This is a genomic window from Peristeroidobacter soli, from assembly GCF_004138485.1.
Taxonomy (GTDB): Bacteria; Pseudomonadota; Gammaproteobacteria; order Steroidobacterales; family Steroidobacteraceae; genus Steroidobacter; species Steroidobacter soli.
In genome coordinates, this window is sequence record NZ_RYEV01000003.1 from 1,032,072 (window position 1) to 1,047,796 (window position 15,725).

The following is a 15,725-nucleotide window of genomic DNA, read 5'->3' on the forward strand; positions in this document are numbered from 1 at the left end:
GCCCCGGCCCTGACGACTCAGGCCCGGTTGGAGACGGCGCGCTTCTCTTCGTACATGGCGGCATCGGCGCGCGCCAGCAGCGACTCGAGGTCTTCTTCGGTGGGAATGTCCACCAGCGTCATGCCCACGCTGATGTTCAGCGGATAGGGGCGGCGATGGGTTTGATTGAAGACCTGCAGATGATCGCGCAGCCGGCCGGCCAGCGCGTGCAGGTCCTGAGTGGAATGCACGTGCGCCATGGCGACGAACTCGTCGCCGCCGATGCGCGCCAGAATGTCCGAGCTGCGAAATGTATCGCGCAGTACTTCGGCGGTATCGCGCAGTGCCTGGTCGCCGGCCTGATGACCGAGGTTGTCGTTGATGCGCTTCAGGCCGTTCAAGTCCATGAAGAACACGCCCATCGCATAGTGCTCGCGCTGGGCCACTTTCAGCGCCTGCTGGGCCAGCTCGAAAAAGCCGCGGCGATTGCGCAGCTGGGTCAGCTCGTCGATCAGCGTCAGGTTCTGCAGCAGCTCGGCGCTTCGGCGCAGTTCTTCTTCGCGCTCGCGGACTTGCTGCTCGGCGCGATGCTTGTGGATGGCGACCTCGATCGCACAGCGCAGCTCGTCTTCCTGGAACGGCTTGATCAAATATCCGAGCGGACCGGTGAGCACCGCGCGCTGGAGCGTCTCGGCGTCGCGATGACCGGTGAGAAAGATGACCGGCACATGCGCGTGTTCCTGCATCATGCGCGCCGCCTGAATGCCATCGATCTCGCCTCGCAGGCTCACGTCCATGACCACCAGCTCGGGCCGCAACTGGGTGGCCATGCTCACCGCCTGCGCGCCCTCGCTCGCCACGCCGCTGATGCGGTAGCCGAGGCGGGTGAGTGCTTCCATCAGGTCCTGCGCGACAATGCCCTCATCCTCGACGATGAGGATGGCCGGTCCTGCGCATCCGCGCGCGCCCGGCATTTGGGCGTCCTGCCCATCAGATGCCGGCCGGGACTCGGGCTCGACGTCGGTCAGATCGTCGTCGGATGGCGACGAATCCTGCCGGGTCGAACGGTCGAAGCGGTTGCGAGGCTCCACGTTGAACAATCCGTCACTCCCCTCGGGGCGCTCCCCACCTTGAATGCTCCGTAACGCTTGAACCCACCTACGGGTTCACCAGTAATTCCATCCGTTGGACCCACGGGACGGCCGCCAAGGCTACAATTCGGTTTTGACAATTTCAGGAGAACGGCGTTTGACTCAGCATGCACAGGCCGGTGGACGGGCTCTGATCTGCGGCTCGGTGGCCTTCGATACCATCATGGTGTTCGAGGACCGGTTCCGGAATCACATCCTGCCCGACAAGATCCACATGCTGAACGTGTCGTTCCTGGTGCCGCAGATGCGGCGCGAGTACGGCGGCTGTGGCGGCAACATCGCCTACAACCTCAAGCTGCTCGGCGACACTGGATACCTCATGGCGACGGTCGGCCGCGATGCTGGCTTATACCTGGACTGGATGCGGCAGAACGGTATCCCCACGGATTACGTGCGCGTGCTGGAAAGCGAGCACACCGCGCAGGGCTTCGTGACCACGGACCTCGACGACAATCAGATCTGGGCCTTTCATCCGGGCGCCATGCAACAGTCGCACGTCAATGAAGTGTCGCAGGCGATCCAGCGGGCCGAGCAGCCCATCAAAGTCGGCATCGTCGCTCCCGATGGTCGCGACGGCATGCTTCAGCACGCCGCGCAGTTCGCCGCGGCCGGCATTCCCTTTATTTTCGATCTGGGCCAGGCCATGCCGTTGTTCGACGGCGAGCACTTGAAGAACTTCATCAGCAAGGCCACCTATGTGACGCTGAATGATTACGAGTGGCAGGTGGTGCAGCAGCGCACCGGCTGGAACGAAGCCCAAATACTCAAGCACGTCCAGGCATTGATCGTCACGCGTGGCGCCGAGGGCTCGGAAATCCATACCCGCGAGGGCAAGATCGTGATTCCGACGGCGAAGCCGAAGGCGGTGGTCGATCCGACCGGTTGCGGCGATGCCTATCGCGCCGGTCTGCTGCACGGGCTGATCCATGGTCGGGATTGGGAGACGACGGGCCGGATTGCGTCGCTGCTCGGAGCGATCAAGATCGAATCCCGCGGCACCCAAAACCATCGGTTCAGCCGCGACGAATTTGCTACCCGCTATCGGGAAAACTTTGGTACCCCGCTGTAACCGCCGGCGGGTTAGCATTCGAATTCAAGTCAAAGGACCTTCTTAATGAGCAGCAGCTTCCTGTTTACCTCCGAATCCGTCTCGGAAGGGCATCCGGACAAAGTCGCGGATCAGATCTCCGATGGCGTCCTGGATGCCATCCTGGCGCAGGATAAGTACTCGCGCGTTGCCGCCGAGACCCTGTGCACGACCGGCCTGGTGGTGCTTGCCGGCGAGATCACGACCGGCGCCGTGGTCGATTTCCAGGCGGTCGCGCGCGACACGATTCAACGCATCGGCTACGACAACACCGACTACGGCATCGACTACAAAGGCTGCTCGGTGCTGGTCGCGTATGGCAAACAGTCTCAGGACATTGCCCAGGGCGTGGACGAAGGCCGCGGTATCGATCTGGATCAAGGTGCCGGCGACCAGGGCCTGATGTTCGGTTACGCGTGCGATGAAACGCCCAGCCTGATGCCGCTGCCCATCTATCTGTCGCATCGTCTGGTCGAGCGTCAGGCGCAGTTGCGCAAGAACGGCAAGCTGCCCTGGCTGCGTCCGGACGCGAAGTCGCAGGTCACCATTCGTTATATCGACGGCAGGCCGAAAGAGATCGACACCGTCGTGCTCTCGACCCAGCATCACCCGGACATCGAGCACAAGCAGCTGTCCGAGGCGGTGATCGAGGAGATCGTGAAGCCGGTGCTGCCGAAGGAAATGATCGGCAAGAAGGTGAACTATCTGATCAATCCCACCGGCCGGTTCGTGGTCGGCGGTCCGCAGGGCGATGCCGGTCTGACCGGTCGCAAGATCATCGTCGACACCTACGGCGGTGCCGCTCCGCACGGCGGTGGCGCGTTCTCGGGCAAGGACCCGTCGAAGGTCGACCGCTCGGCTGCTTACGCTGCGCGCTACGTCGCCAAGAACATCGTCGCCTCGGGCCTGGCGACCAAGGCTCAGGTGCAGGTGTCGTACGCGATCGGCGTCGCCAAGCCCACCAGCATCATGGTCACCACTTTCGGCACCGGCAAAGTGTCCGACGAGCGCCTGGAAGAGCTGGTCGCGAAACATTTCGACCTGCGCCCGAAGGGCATCATCCAGATGCTGGACCTGCTGCGTCCGATCTACCAGAAGACCGCCTCCTACGGCCATTTCGGCCGCAATGAGCCGGAATTCACCTGGGAAAAGACCGACAAGGCCGAGTTGCTGGCGGCCGAGGCCGGCGCCAAGCGCGCGGCCAACGCCTGACGAATAGACTGTATTGGTTCACACGCCGGGCTCGACGCATCGTCGGGCCCGGCGTTTTACGTTAGAATCCCCGCTCCGCGATCCGAGGGGCGCTGCAGCAGCTCGAGGCGTTCCGCCCATGACTGCCAGGCTCGGCTCGCAAGCCAACAGGCAACGGCGCCCTCCAACTTAAGACGGAGATATGTATGAGCGCAGTCGCCAAGCCTGCTTCCACGGGTGATTTCCATGTGGCCGACCTGAAGCTGGCCGATTGGGGTCGCAAGGAAATCCTGATTGCCGAGACCGAAATGCCCGGTCTGATGGCGATCCGCGAAGAGTTCGCCAAGTCCCAGCCTTTGAAAGGAGCCCGCATCACCGGCTCCCTGCACATGACCATCCAGACCGCGGTGCTGATCGAGACGCTGCAGGCGCTCGGCGCCCAGGTGCGTTGGGCCTCGTGCAACATCTACTCCACGCAAGATCATGCCGCCGCCGCCATCGCGGTGAAGGGCACTCCCGTGTTCGCATACAAGGGCGAAACGCTGGATGAGTACTGGGATTACACCCACCGCATCTTCGAATGGGCCGACGGCGGTCATTCGAACATGATCCTCGACGACGGCGGCGACGCGACGCTGCTGTTGCATCTGGGCACGCGCGCCGAGAGCGATCTGAGCGTGCTGAACAACCCGGGCAGCGAAGAAGAAATCTGCCTGTTCAACGCCATCAAGGCCAAGCTCAAGGTCGACCCGAAGTGGTACTCGGTGCGGTTGAAGGCCGTGAAGGGCGTCACCGAAGAGACCACCACCGGCGTCAAGCGCCTGTATCAGATGGCGAAGGACGGCAAGCTCGCGTTCCCGGCCATCAACGTCAACGACTCGGTCACCAAGAGCAAGTTCGACAACCTGTACGGCTGCCGTGAGTCGCTGGTCGACGGCATCAAGCGCGCCACCGACGTGATGATCGCCGGCAAGGTCGCGGTCGTGGCCGGCTATGGCGACGTGGGCAAGGGCTCGGCGCAGGCGCTGCGTGCGTTGTCCGCCACCGTGCTGATCACCGAGATCGATCCGATCTGCGCGTTGCAGGCGGCGATGGAAGGCTATCGCGTGGTGACCATGGAAGAGGCCGCCAAGCTCGGCGACATCTTCGTCACCACCACCGGCAACTTCCACGTGATCACCCACGATCACATGAAGGCGATGAAGAACAACGCCATCGTCTGCAACATCGGTCACTTCGACAATGAAATCGACGTGGCGTCGTTGAAGAAGTACCCCTGGGAGAACATCAAGCCCCAGGTCGACCACATCATTTTCCCGGACGGCAAACGCATCATCCTGCTGGCGGAAGGTCGCCTGGTTAACCTGGGCTGCGCAACCGGTCATCCTTCCTACGTGATGAGCTCGTCCTTCGCCAACCAGACCCTGGCGCAGATCGAGCTGTTCGCGAACACGGCGAAGTACCCCATCGGCGTCTATGTGCTGCCCAAGCACCTGGACGAGAAGGTCGCCCGGCTGCAACTGGCCAAGCTCGGCGTCAAGCTCACCACGCTGACCGACGAGCAGGCCAGGTACATCGGTGTCGACAAGGCCGGGCCGTACAAGCCGGATCATTATCGTTATTGAAGCGGGGCACTCCGTCCCGTCCAGGAGATGACCATGTCCGACGGCTCGACTCCCGCCAACCTGAGCTCCCTGTCCCGCGCCGTTGTGCCCAAGGGGGGTTCGGGTCGAGGTCCCGGGGTGGCGAAGCCGCCGAGCATGGTCCTGACCACGGCCTGTCCCGACACCACCGGTGTCGTGGCGGCCGTGGCCAGTTTCCTCGCTACCAACAATTGCCTCATCACCGAGGCACAGCACTACGACGATCCGGATTCGGACACGTCGTTCATGCGCACCGTGTTTCATGACAACGGTCAGGGCGCGCCCTCGTTACAGAAGATGGACGAGGCCTTCTCGAATGCAGTCGCGCAGCGTTTCGGCATGCGCTGGAAATTCCACGAAGCGTCGCGCAAGTGTCGCGCGGTGCTGGCGGTGTCCAGGCAAGGCCACTGCCTGAACAGCATGTTGCATCGCTGGAGCACCGGCACGCTGCCCATTGAAGTGGTCGCGGTCGTCTCCAATCATCAGGACATGCGCAGCCTGAGCGAGTGGCACGGGGTGCCGTATCACTATCTGCCCGTGCTCGACGGGCGCAAGGCCGAGCAGGAACAGCGCATGATCGATCTGTTCGAGAAGGTCGACGGCGAGCTGCTGGTGCTGGCGCGCTACATGCAGATCCTGACGCCGCGGGCCTGCGAATATTTCGCCGGCCGGGCCATCAATATCCATCATTCGTTCCTGCCGGGCTTCAAGGGCGCCAAGGCGTATCATCAGGCGCACGCCCGCGGCGTGAAGCTCATCGGCGCGACCGCGCACTATGTGACGACGGATCTGGATGAAGGCCCGATCATCGAGCAGGAAGTGGCGCGCGTGGATCACACCATGACGCCGGAAGAATTGGTCAGCATCGGCGCCGATCTCGAGAGCGTGGTGTTGAATCGGGCCGTGAAGTGGCACGCCGAGCGGCGCGTGTTCGCGAATGGCAGCAAGACGGTGGTACTGAAGTGACGGCAAAGATTATCGACGGCAAGGCGATTGCGAAAAAACTGCGCGCGGAATATCACGCTCGCGTCGACGTGCTGCGCTCTCGTCACAATGTGACGCCGGCGCTGGCAGTCATTCTGGTCGGCGACAACCCGGCGTCGCAGTCCTACGTTCGCAACAAGATCGCCGGCTGCAAGGAAGTCGGCATCCGCTCCGAGCTGGTCGAATTGCCGGCGAGCACCACCGAGGAGCAGGTGCTCGATCACATCGAACGTCTCAACAACGACCCGACCGTGCACGGCATCCTCGTGCAGTTGCCGTTACCGGCGCACATCCGCGTGTCGAGCGTGCTGGAGAAGATTTCCGTCGAGAAGGATGTGGATGGCTTTCATCTGTACAACATGGGCGGCCTGGTCACCGGCAGCACGGTGTTTTCGCCGTGCACGCCGTACGGTGTGCAGAAGATCCTCGAGCACGAAAACATCCGGGTCGAGGGACAGAACGTCGTGGTGGTCGGCGCCAGCAACATCGTCGGCAAGCCCACCGCGCTGATGTTGATGCAGCAGGATGCGACCGTGGTCATTTGTCACAAGAAGACGCGCGACCTCGGTCATTTCACGTTGCTCGCGGACATCCTGGTCGTGGCGGCCGGCGTGCCGAATCTGATCGTGCCGCAGATCGTGAAGACCGGTGCGGTGGTCATCGACGTGGGTTTCAATCGCCTGCCCGACGGCCGTATCGTCGGCGACGTCGACTTCGAGGGCGTGAAAGAGAAGGCGTCGTACATCACGCCGGTGCCGGGCGGCGTGGGTCAGATGACCGTCACCATGCTCCTGCACAACACGATTCTGTCCGCCGAGCGCGCCGCGTCCGCGACGACGTCGCCGTTCCGTCGGCGCGCCTGATCTCCCGGCATCACCCAGCCGATTCAGGCGACCCGACCAAATATCACCGCCGTGAGCATTCAGGCGATTCGGGCCGGGCGGCGAATAACATCGCCGCGAGTGCTCAGGCGATTCGGGCCACGCGGCGAAATAACATCGCCGCGAGTTGCGAGCCCATGCCGCTCGCGACATAGGCCATCCGTTTGTTGTCGGTGAGCTTGCGCAGCCAGTCGAACGCGCCGCCGTCGATCAATGGCACGGCGTTGCCGTCCGGTGTGCCGGCGTCGAGCATGAATCGCAGTCCGTCATAATACCGATGCTCCAGCGTTTCCAGCGTCACCGGCAGCTCGCGTGGTTCCTCGCTGACGCGTTCGCTTGAATGCCGCCGCTCTGGCGCGCTGAATTCTCGGCCAATGCGTTCGGCCACGTGCCGCCGTTCCGGGGTGGCAAGCAGCCTCAGCCGGCGATCCGGGAAGTGGTAGCCGTGCTGCTCCAGCCGGTCGAGCGCCGCAATGTGAGTTCGAATGTGCTCGATCAATGCTTCGGTGACAAAGCCATGATCCTTGCGTTCATGCGCGGCCGACGCCAGACAAAACATTCGAAAATGCGCGGCGAATCCCGGTCGCTTCGGTAGGGCTTGCGCGCGCACGCAGCGGTGACTGGTCGTGAGCTTGATTGTCGCGTCGGGCGCTTCTCGTAAGCGCCTGGCGCACTCCAACGCGAGCACGTTGGTCGGATCGGAAACGACTTCGGTACCGCGCGCGGTAGAAACAATTCTGTTCTGGCTCGTCAGCGCTACCGTCGAGCAGGACGCGAGCGGTGCGACCGGCGATAGTTCGAGTGCTTCGAAATCGGCGGCTGCGGCGAGCAGATGTGAGTCCAGTTCGTTCAGCGTGCGCTGATTCACCGCGCAAGGTTGCACGAACCGATCAGTTTCCCATTGCTGACGAACCGTGGAAGGCGAGCGCTGCGCGGCGCGCTGCCCCAATACCGACAGCAGCAAGGACCATAGCTCGGTCGCGGCCATTCCCTGCGCCAACGACTGGCGCAGCGTTGCATCGATGCTCACAGGGTCCGTGCGGCTCATGGCACGCCGAGAGTACACCAGTCACGGCACGGCCTGCGGTTTGCGCAGATGTTCGAACAGATCGCCCTTCGGTTCGAGTTTGCCCACGGGGAAAGTGCACAGAGTCATCGGGGTGGTGCGGAAGGGATCGTCGAGCGGCAACTTGCGATTCTCGAACCTGATGTAGCAGTTCTCGCTCAGCCATAGCACCGGGTTTTCCAGCGCGTCTTCGCCCAGTTCGCCGCGCTTGTGCTTGGGCGGCGGTTTGAACGGCGAGCGCGGTATTTTGATTTTCGGTGCTTCGGCACGCGGGCCGAGCGCTCGATAGTTCCTGCTCGCGGCATCGGCCGCCGCGTCCGTGCCGGATTGTTTCCAATCGGGCGGGGCCATCGCCGATCCGGAAGGCGCGGCCGCTTCACTCGGCAGATCCAATGGAGCCAACCCTGGCTGCGGTGGCGGCGTGATGGCGCCGGTGACAGGTGCCATGGTCAGGGGCGGCGGTGGCCGTTGCTCGCGAGGCTGCGCGGGGATGAGGACAATGCTTCTCGGTGGCCCCCAGTAGCCGGAGTCGGTAACGCGCTTCTGCGGCCACTCGATGAAGAAGGCCGTCAGGTGCGCGCCGACGACGACCGCCAATATGGCCGGTCGCGACGCGCGCTCGTCGTACAGGAAATCCCTCGCCGCCACGTCATCCCCACTAGGTCCCTTGCCAATAGAGGCCGGTCCGGGTCGAAGGTTCAGTTCGGCGGCGCGCCGCTGGCGCCGGCGCTACGCATCGCCGACAATTGGTGCATCAGAAGCTTCGAGACGGGGATATGCGATTCGCAGTGATTGCTTCGAAGAGGCTCGTACTCACGGCGCTCGCGCTGGCGGCGCTTCCGTTTGGCTCGGCGTACGCGGACTGCACGCGACCGAACTTCAAGATCACCATCCCCGCCGGCGCCTCGGCGACCGAAGAGGAGATGAAGACGGCCACCCAGGCGCTGCTCAAGCTCGACCAGGACATGGGCGAGTATCTGCGCTGTATCAAGGGCGCGGCGAGTCAGTCGACGGTCGGCAAGGACGAGGCCACCCGGCAGAAGCTGCTGCAGGAATATGTCGACTCCCATAACTCGACCACCGATGAGCTGGCGGGTCTGGCGGCCTGCTTCAACGCGCAGGTGGCGGAGTTTCAGAAGACCAAGGGCGGCGCTGGCGGCAAAGCGGCGGACTGCTCTTCTCACATGGCGGCCGCGAAGAACAGAACGCCGGCACCCGCGCCGGGCGGAACGCCCATGCCCAGCAATATCGTGAAGGAAGCGGACGGCTATTCCTTCGAGCTGCAAGGCGGCTCGTGGAGCTACACGCTGATCCGCGACGACACGCCGCGCTATTGCGGCGAGAAAGCGGACAAGCACTGTGTGAGGCGCACCGTATTCGTCAGCAACGGCTCGGACCTGGAGCTGGAGTGCAAGGCCTATATCAAATACGACGGCACCGACGCCAAGGGCGTCGCGCAGCCCGAGGCGCAGGCGGTGGTGCTCAAGAAAACGATTCGCGCGGTGCTGGCCAGCATGGCAGTGGAGGGCGTGAACGCGGGGACTTTCGAAGCGACCTGCAAGCCGCGTCCGCCTTTGCCGCCGCTCAACACCGAAGCGAACTGCAAATATGAAGTGGTGAAGCCGGTGAATATTTCCGACTTCTATCCGGCCGAAGCACGTCAGCTCGACGAGCAGGGCCCGGTGGTCGTCGAATTCACCGTGCCCGGCAAGGCGGCCAGCCCCACCGACATCAAGGTGGTGGCGAGCAGCCTGTCGACTCGTCTGGATCAGGGCGCGGTGCAGGCGGTGGGCGCGATGATCATGAGCAGCCCCTGCAAGAACCAGCGCTATCGGCTGCGCTTGAACTTCCAGCTCGAGGAATAGCGCTCAGCTCGCGAACCACCACGCGACGGCAATCGTCGCGAGAGTGAACAGGCCTGCCGCCCATTGCAGGCCGTATGAATCGAAGCGGCGCTCGGGAACCATCCCGAGCGCCACGCCGAGCAGACAGCCGCTCGCAAATCCCGTCACGTGCGCGACCACGTCGGTGCGTTCACCGCCGGCGCCGAGAAATCCAAGCAACATCACACCGGCGATCAGCGGGCCGAGCCGCTTCGCCCAGCGCAGATTGGTGGCGGTTTCGAGCGTCCATGAATACGCGCTCAATATGCCGAGCGCCGCGAACACCGCGGTCGATGCGCCAATCGATCGTTGTTCCACCGGCATCCACAGCGCGTCCAGCGCGTTGCCCATCATCGCGCCGATCAGAATGCTCGCCCAGGCGACGCCGCCGCCCACTGCGCGTGACACTAGAAAGCCCAACACCGTGCCGAACGCGAGATTGCTCAGAAGATGACCGACGTCGGCGTGCAGTGTGAGTGCGGTTACGACCCGCCACCATTCGTGGGTCGATGGAATCCCGCCATTCAGCGCGCCACCCTCGAGCCAATCGAAACCGAACATGCCGCTGCCCGCTGCGTAGGCAACCCACATCATCACCAGGGCATAGAGGATCGATCCGGTCCAGGCGCGAGGCTGGATTCTCGGCAGCTTGGGGATGTGGACAGGCGCCCGCGCTTCCTGGGCCACCTCGGTCAGATGGCGCACGGCCACCGCCGCCGACTCCTCCGGCACGACCACGACGAACATGCCCCCGCGCACCACGGTCCAGGAGTGAATGCCGACCGCCGAGAGGATCAGCGTCTGCTGGTCGCAATCGGGCATTCGCAGCGAGCGAAAGACCTCGACCAGATTCGGGGGCGCGTCGTCGGGCGTCATGACCTGTGGTGCTTTTCCGGGCCGGTCCGCAGGGGTGGGGGCGGCCGGCGGGGATTCCAAGGCAGCCCCCCAAGCCCTGCAGGCCCTGCCACCCGCGGCGGCCCAGGCGCTGCGCGCCCTGGGCGAGAACCTGGCCATCGCCCGGGTCCGGCGCCGGGAATCCCAGCGGACCTGGGCCAAGCGTCTGGGCATTTCGGTGCCCACCCTGATCCGGATGGAACGCGGCGATCCCGGCGTCAGTGCCGGGATCTATGCGACCGCGCTCTGGCTGATGGGCCGCGTAGCCGCCCTGCCAGCCGTCGCCGCCCCCGCTGAGGACAAAGGCGCGCTGGAAAGCGACGTGCACAGCGCCCTGAAACGCCGCGCCGTCCGCTCGGCCGCTTCCATCGAAGCGCGCCTGGCTCGTGGCAAGCGAGCCAAGAAACAAGAAGCGTCATGAGATCTCTTCGGCGCGAAGGAGGGGCTCGCACAGCAAGCAAACAGTCGTGTGATCAGCGGTCCGTCCTGCTGTCGAGCTGCGCGACCAGGCGGATCAGCAGGTCGAGCTGTTGCTGTTGTTTGAGGAGCAGCTCGTTGAGTTGCTGGGTGCGGACCGCGTCGAGTTTTTCGTGCAGGGCCATGATCTCGATCTCGGCCTTGAGATTGACCTCGTAGTCGTGGGTCGCCATCAGCCGGTCCTTATCGGCCTGGCGGTTCTGGCTCATCATGATGATGGGGGCCTGCAGCGCGGCCAGCATGGACAGGATCAGATTCAGAAAGATGAAGGGATAGGGATCGGGCGCGTGCTCCCGGCCGGCGAGCAGATTGAACGCCGCCCAGCAGATGAGGAACACGATGAAGCCGAGGATGAAGGCCCACGAGCCGCCGAAGCCGGCGACGCGATCGGCGAGCCGGTCGCCCAGGGTCGCTTCGGCGTCGAGCCGGCGATTCGGGTCCTGGAGCGGGGTCCGGCGCAGAAAATCGACGATGGTTGGATGATTCATGGGGCCTCGCTGATCCGGTCTGCGCCGGATCATGAACGAGTTTTAACGACGGCGCTGGGATGGCCCGGGGAACATGCCGGGGTGCCATTCGTCCAAGCTCTATAGACCGGGTAACGGTTAGGGTGTTTCGGAGAGATTCATGAGTAACGCGGCCCACAGATTCAGAAATACGTTCATCGCGGCGCTCTGCGGCGGCCTGCTGTTGCCGCTCGCGGGCCACGCGGACGGTTCAGCGCCGGTTCAGGCCGGCTGGAAGACCCAGGAGATTCGTTACAGCTACACCGGCTTCACGACGGCGTACGACTGCGACGCTGCCGAGGATCGGATCCGAGCCATCCTGCGAGCGCTGGGTGCGCACGAGCAAACGCGCGTGATGGCGCAAGGTTGCACGTTGAATCGGCCGTCGCGGAATTTCTTCATCACCATCACGACCGCCACGCCGGTGCCGGTGGCCGACCTGCCCAAAACGCCCGCTCCGACCAGTCGCGACGACTTGCTCAAGCGCCTGGGTGTGCCGGCCAACAAGCTCGATGAAACATTCCCCGCCGAATGGAAAACCGTCGAGCTGTCGCGCGATCGCAAGCTCGACCTCGAGCCCGGCGACTGCGAGCTGATGGAAGGTCTGCGCGATCACGTGCTGCCGAAGCTGTCGGTGAAGATTCAGACCGATCGGGTCCAGTGCATCCCGCGCCAGGTGTCGCTGCAGACTCCGGAGCTGACCGTATCGGCGCTGGTGCCGCTGCCGAAGCCGGACGCCGGTAAAACCAAGAGCTGAACATTGAGCAGGCCGCCGGCAATGTTTCCATTGGCCGGCGGCGATCTGAGCAAGGTCAGCCGAACAGGCTGACCAATTCTTTCTTTTGCGCCGCCGACAACAGCGGGCCATAGCCGGCCTGCAGGTTGTCGGACTGGCGATCGGGTTTACCGGTGGCGGGGATGACCGCGGTCACGGCCTCGTTGCTCAGGCAGAACTTCAGAAACATCTGCGCCCAGGAAGTCACGCCGATCTCCCTGGCCCAGCCCGGCAATTGTTTGTCCTTCACCTGATTGAACAGCTTGCCGTCGTTGAAGTTGCGATTGGCGAGCACGGCGATGCCGAGGTCCCTGGCCATCGGGAACAGGCGTTGCTCGGCGCCGCGATTGGTGACCGAGTAATTGATCTGCAGAAAATCCGGCTTGGTTTCCTGAACGACGTCGGCGAGTTGATCGTGCGCGGAGTCCAGGTAATGGGTGATGCCGGTGTACTTCACCTTGCCTTGTTGCTTCAGCTCGCGCGCCAGCGCCAGCTGGGTTTTCCAATCGCCCAGGTTATGAACCTGCAGCAGCTCGACCTTGTCGGTGCGCAACGACTTGAGCGTCTTCTGGAATTGCGCGAGGCCTTTGTCGCGACCGACGACGCCCGAGAGCTTGGTGGCAATGAATGCTTTCGGACGCAGTTTCGCCTCGGCCAGCAGCGGGCCGAGGATGTCTTCGGCGTTGCTGTACGTCGGCGCGGTGTCGATCAACGTCGCGCCGCCATCGAAGAAGCGCTTGAGCACTTCCTTGAGCGCCTCGTATTCCGGGCTGCCCTGTGTGATCTCGAAGCTGCCCGAGGTGCCCATGCCGATCGCCGGCACGGCCTCGCCGCTCGAGGGAATGGTTCGTTTCAACATCGTGCCCTCGCTGGCCGCGGCGGCCAGCGATTGCCACGAGCCGCCGAGGAGTGAAGACCCTGCGAGCATCGCAGCTGAACGGCTCAGGAACTGGCGGCGTGTAGACATTGCACGTTCTCCTCTACTGGAACGTGCAACGTTACTGAGCTTTCAGCCAGCGCGCCAGCCACTCGCGAACTTCGTTGAAGAACTGCCGGCTGTTCTCGCCTTGCAGGATCCAGTGATTCTCGTCGGGGAAGATCAACAGGCGGCTCTCGACCTGCTGACGTTGCAGCACGCTCCAGTATTCGAGCGTGTTGTTCATCGGCACGCGGAAGTCACGTTCACCGACGGTGACCAGCACTGGCGTCTGCCACTGCGACGCATAGCGAATCGGATTTTGTTTGTTCCAATCCACGCCTTGCTGCCACGGCGGGCCGCCCATGTTCTGTTCACGTGAATAGGTGACATCGCTGGTGGCCCACTGGCTCTCGAGATTGATCAAACCCGCGTGGCTGATCAGACAGCGATACCGCGTCGTGCTCGCCTGCATCCAGTTGGCGAGATGGCCGCCGTAGCTCGCGCCGCCGGCGCATTGACGCGAGCCGTCGATGAACGAATAACGCGCGATCGCCTCATCCGCCGCTTGATTGATCTCCAGCGCCGGCCCTTCCAGCGGATCGCCCTGAATGGCCCGTGAGAAGTCCGCGCCGAAACCAGTAGAGCCGCTGTAGTTGGTGAGCAGCACGACGTAACCGGGCGCCGCGACCAGGTGATAGTTCCAGCGCAGGGAGAAGGCATCGCGCCACATGCTGTGCGGGCCGCCGTGCATCAGTACCAGCAATGGATATTTCTTGGTCGCATCGAAGCCGGGCGGGCGCACGATCATGTTGTGAATGCGCGCGCCGCGCTTGCTGTCGAACCAGAAGTGTTCCAGCGGCGCCAGGTCGAGCTGCGCGATCTTCTCCGCCGTGAACTTCGTCAGCGCCTGATGAGTGCCCCGTTGCAGATCGATGCGCACGACTTCCGGCGGGCTGACGGCGCTGTCGAAATTCGCGATCAGCATCGGCGCGCTGGCTCGATCCGCGCCAACGAGGTTGCCGTAGCCGCCGGCCTTCACATCGAACGCGAGCTGCGCCTCACCGCCAGTGCTCTTGCCGCGATAGATCTTCGAATGACCCGCGTCCTCGGCGAGCAGATAAATGTCACGATTGTTGGGCGCGACGACGAAGTTCAGCGGATCTCGTTCCGCCGGCAAAGTGATATCGGTGCGACGAGACAGTGACGGCCAGTCGAATGCAGCCAGATGCGTCGGGCCGAACACCGACTTGCCACGCACTTCGCGAAGCGCGTACAGCGTGCGACCGTCCGGGCTGAACTCCGGCTCGCTCCAGCCGTCGCCGCCTTTCAAGTCTTCACTCCCGGTCAGGCGCTTCGGCTCGCCGCCTTGCGCGGGAACTTGCCACAACTCGGTGTTGGTGTAATCGAAGGCGCCGCGATTGGAGTTCCGGGATGCAGCGAAGATCAAGCTTTCGCTATCGGGCGACCAGGTCAGATCCAGCTCGCTCGCGCCCGGCGTGCTGCGGCCGTCGAAGCCGTGCTGTTTGATCAATTCGGTGCCGGCGAACAGATCGCGCGCATCGTTCGCGCCAATCGTTTGCACGAAGGCGTGCGGCTGGCGATTCTCGGGCATCCAAGTATCCCAGTTGCGGATCGGGAAGCTGTCGTAGGCGCGAATCTTATATTTGCGCGCCTTCTCTTCAGCGACGATGCGCTTGCTGTCTTCGTCACTGCGGCTGGCTGGCGGCACGTCGCTGGTGAAGGCGATCTTGCGGCCGTCGGGTGAGAATTTCGGCAAGCGGGCGCCCGTGCTGAGGGTCGTCGCGCGCAGGGCTTCGCCGCCGGTGGCGATGTCGAGGACATAAATCTGATTGGCGTCGTCGCCGTCGCGTTTGGTGGCGAAGGCGAGGCGCTTGCTGTCCGGGCTCCAGGTCATGCCGGACTCGCCGGCGCGCGTCTGGGTGAGTCGGCGCGGTGGGGATTTGCCGTCGGTGCTCGCCAACCACAAATCGCTCACTTGCTGATCGTTGGCATACGCCGGCTCGGTCACGCTGAACACCGCGAGCTTGCCGTCGGGACTGACGGCCGGCGCACCGACTCGTGGCAGCAGCCAGACATCTTCGTGTGTGATGGCTCGACGTTCGGCGGCGTGGATCGTTGGGCTCATCAGGCCGATGGCAACCAATGCGATCGCACGTGCTACGAAGCAAGTATTCACTAGCCGCGGCTCCTTGTCGGGGTGGTCGGGCGATTATTACCGATCGATGCTGCGTGTGCGCAGGGTTTGTTTATTTCCGGCAGTAAGCAGCG

The 15,725-nt window shown here is 63.5% G+C and carries 15 protein-coding genes and 1 riboswitch; of the genes, 8 read left to right on the forward strand and 7 right to left on the reverse strand.

From position 1 onward, the window contains the following. Positions 1-17: 17 nt before the first annotated feature. Positions 18-1,070, reverse strand: coding sequence for a diguanylate cyclase domain-containing protein (locus tag EKO19_RS13335; protein ID WP_246038897.1), 1,053 nt, complete (start codon positions 1,068-1,070; stop codon positions 18-20). Between the two features lie 223 nt (positions 1,071-1,293). Between EKO19_RS13335 and EKO19_RS13340 the strand changes: the two genes are divergently transcribed. From EKO19_RS13340 to folD, 5 genes are all read left to right on the forward strand, one after another. Then, complete coding sequence (locus tag EKO19_RS13340) at positions 1,294-2,199, forward strand: carbohydrate kinase family protein (RefSeq protein WP_129777399.1); 906 nt, start codon at positions 1,294-1,296, stop codon at positions 2,197-2,199. Between the two features lie 45 nt (positions 2,200-2,244). Continuing rightward, positions 2,245-3,429, forward strand: coding sequence for a methionine adenosyltransferase (metK, locus tag EKO19_RS13345; protein WP_129776884.1), 1,185 nt, complete (start codon positions 2,245-2,247; stop codon positions 3,427-3,429). 78 nt (positions 3,430-3,507) lie between these two features. Next, positions 3,508-3,598, forward strand: a riboswitch (S-adenosyl-L-homocysteine riboswitch). 16 nt (positions 3,599-3,614) lie between these two features. Then, on the forward strand, positions 3,615-5,033 hold the full coding sequence (gene ahcY, locus EKO19_RS13350; protein ID WP_129776885.1) for an adenosylhomocysteinase: 1,419 nt from the start codon (positions 3,615-3,617) through the stop codon (positions 5,031-5,033). A gap of 135 nt (positions 5,034-5,168) precedes the next feature. Beyond that, positions 5,169-6,017, forward strand: a complete 849-nt coding sequence (gene purU / locus EKO19_RS13355) for a formyltetrahydrofolate deformylase (protein WP_407676650.1) — start codon at positions 5,169-5,171, stop codon at positions 6,015-6,017. Beyond that, on the forward strand, positions 6,014-6,898 hold the full coding sequence (gene folD / locus EKO19_RS13360; protein WP_129776887.1) for a bifunctional methylenetetrahydrofolate dehydrogenase/methenyltetrahydrofolate cyclohydrolase FolD: 885 nt from the start codon (positions 6,014-6,016) through the stop codon (positions 6,896-6,898). Before purU ends, folD begins: the two co-directional genes overlap by 4 nt. A 103-nt stretch (positions 6,899-7,001) precedes the next feature. Here the strand turns inward: folD and EKO19_RS13365 are convergent, their stop codons facing one another. Together EKO19_RS13365 and EKO19_RS13370 are read right to left on the reverse strand one after the other, a co-directional pair. After that, entirely contained in the window at positions 7,002-7,964 is a 963-nt protein-coding gene (locus EKO19_RS13365; protein ID WP_129776888.1) for a hypothetical protein, read from the reverse strand. 21 nt (positions 7,965-7,985) lie between these two features. Beyond that, complete coding sequence (locus EKO19_RS13370) at positions 7,986-8,630, reverse strand: hypothetical protein (protein WP_129776889.1); 645 nt, start codon at positions 8,628-8,630, stop codon at positions 7,986-7,988. A gap of 140 nt (positions 8,631-8,770) precedes the next feature. On the opposite strand from EKO19_RS13370, the gene EKO19_RS13375 reads away from it, so the two are divergent. Continuing rightward, a complete protein-coding gene (locus tag EKO19_RS13375) occupies positions 8,771-9,847 on the forward strand; it encodes a TonB family protein (protein WP_157995244.1) in 1,077 nt (358 codons plus the stop codon). 3 nt (positions 9,848-9,850) lie between these two features. Here EKO19_RS13375 and EKO19_RS13380 read toward each other — a convergent pair whose 3' ends face one another. Then, positions 9,851-10,741 (reverse strand): rhomboid family intramembrane serine protease, encoded by an 891-nt coding sequence (locus EKO19_RS13380; protein WP_157995245.1) that lies wholly within the window; start codon positions 10,739-10,741, stop codon positions 9,851-9,853. Here EKO19_RS13380 and EKO19_RS13385 point away from each other — a divergent pair. Then, positions 10,740-11,180 (forward strand): hypothetical protein, encoded by a 441-nt coding sequence (locus tag EKO19_RS13385; RefSeq protein ID WP_217705313.1) that lies wholly within the window; start codon positions 10,740-10,742, stop codon positions 11,178-11,180. The two genes, EKO19_RS13380 and EKO19_RS13385, sit on opposite strands and share 2 nt — an antisense overlap. Before the next feature lie 52 nt (positions 11,181-11,232). On the opposite strand, the gene EKO19_RS13390 is transcribed toward EKO19_RS13385, so the two are convergent. Continuing rightward, positions 11,233-11,724, reverse strand: coding sequence for a DUF1003 domain-containing protein (locus tag EKO19_RS13390; RefSeq protein WP_246038886.1), 492 nt, complete (start codon positions 11,722-11,724; stop codon positions 11,233-11,235). Between the two features lie 139 nt (positions 11,725-11,863). On the opposite strand from EKO19_RS13390, the gene EKO19_RS13395 reads away from it, so the two are divergent. Next, positions 11,864-12,499 carry a hypothetical protein gene (locus tag EKO19_RS13395; protein WP_129776893.1) on the forward strand — a complete coding sequence of 212 codons (636 nt, stop codon included), beginning with the start codon at positions 11,864-11,866 and terminating at the stop codon, positions 12,497-12,499. A 55-nt stretch (positions 12,500-12,554) separates the two neighbouring features. Here the strand turns inward: EKO19_RS13395 and EKO19_RS13400 are convergent, their stop codons facing one another. Both EKO19_RS13400 and EKO19_RS13405 read right to left on the reverse strand, forming a co-directional pair. Next, a complete protein-coding gene (locus EKO19_RS13400) occupies positions 12,555-13,484 on the reverse strand; it encodes an aldo/keto reductase (protein ID WP_129776894.1) in 930 nt (309 codons plus the stop codon). Positions 13,485-13,515: 31 nt separating this feature from the next. Further along, entirely contained in the window at positions 13,516-15,633 is a 2,118-nt protein-coding gene (locus EKO19_RS13405) for a S9 family peptidase (RefSeq protein ID WP_217705314.1), read from the reverse strand. Positions 15,634-15,725: the final 92 nt, after the last annotated feature.

Coding starts and splice junctions, on each gene's coding strand:
- EKO19_RS13395 (WP_129776893.1), top strand. CDS start 11,864: ATGAGTAACGCGGCCCACAGATTCAGAAATACGTTCATCGCGGCGCTC.
- purU (WP_407676650.1), top strand. CDS start 5,169: ATGGTCCTGACCACGGCCTGTCCCGACACCACCGGTGTCGTGGCGGCC.
- EKO19_RS13385 (WP_217705313.1), top strand. CDS start 10,740: ATGACCTGTGGTGCTTTTCCGGGCCGGTCCGCAGGGGTGGGGGCGGCC.
- EKO19_RS13380 (WP_157995245.1), bottom strand. CDS start 10,741: ATGACGCCCGACGACGCGCCCCCGAATCTGGTCGAGGTCTTTCGCTCG.
- EKO19_RS13365 (WP_129776888.1), bottom strand. CDS start 7,964: ATGAGCCGCACGGACCCTGTGAGCATCGATGCAACGCTGCGCCAGTCG.
- EKO19_RS13340 (WP_129777399.1), top strand. CDS start 1,294: ATGGTGTTCGAGGACCGGTTCCGGAATCACATCCTGCCCGACAAGATC.
- EKO19_RS13400 (WP_129776894.1), bottom strand. CDS start 13,484: ATGTCTACACGCCGCCAGTTCCTGAGCCGTTCAGCTGCGATGCTCGCA.
- metK (WP_129776884.1), top strand. CDS start 2,245: ATGAGCAGCAGCTTCCTGTTTACCTCCGAATCCGTCTCGGAAGGGCAT.
- ahcY (WP_129776885.1), top strand. CDS start 3,615: ATGAGCGCAGTCGCCAAGCCTGCTTCCACGGGTGATTTCCATGTGGCC.
- EKO19_RS13390 (WP_246038886.1), bottom strand. CDS start 11,724: ATGAATCATCCAACCATCGTCGATTTTCTGCGCCGGACCCCGCTCCAG.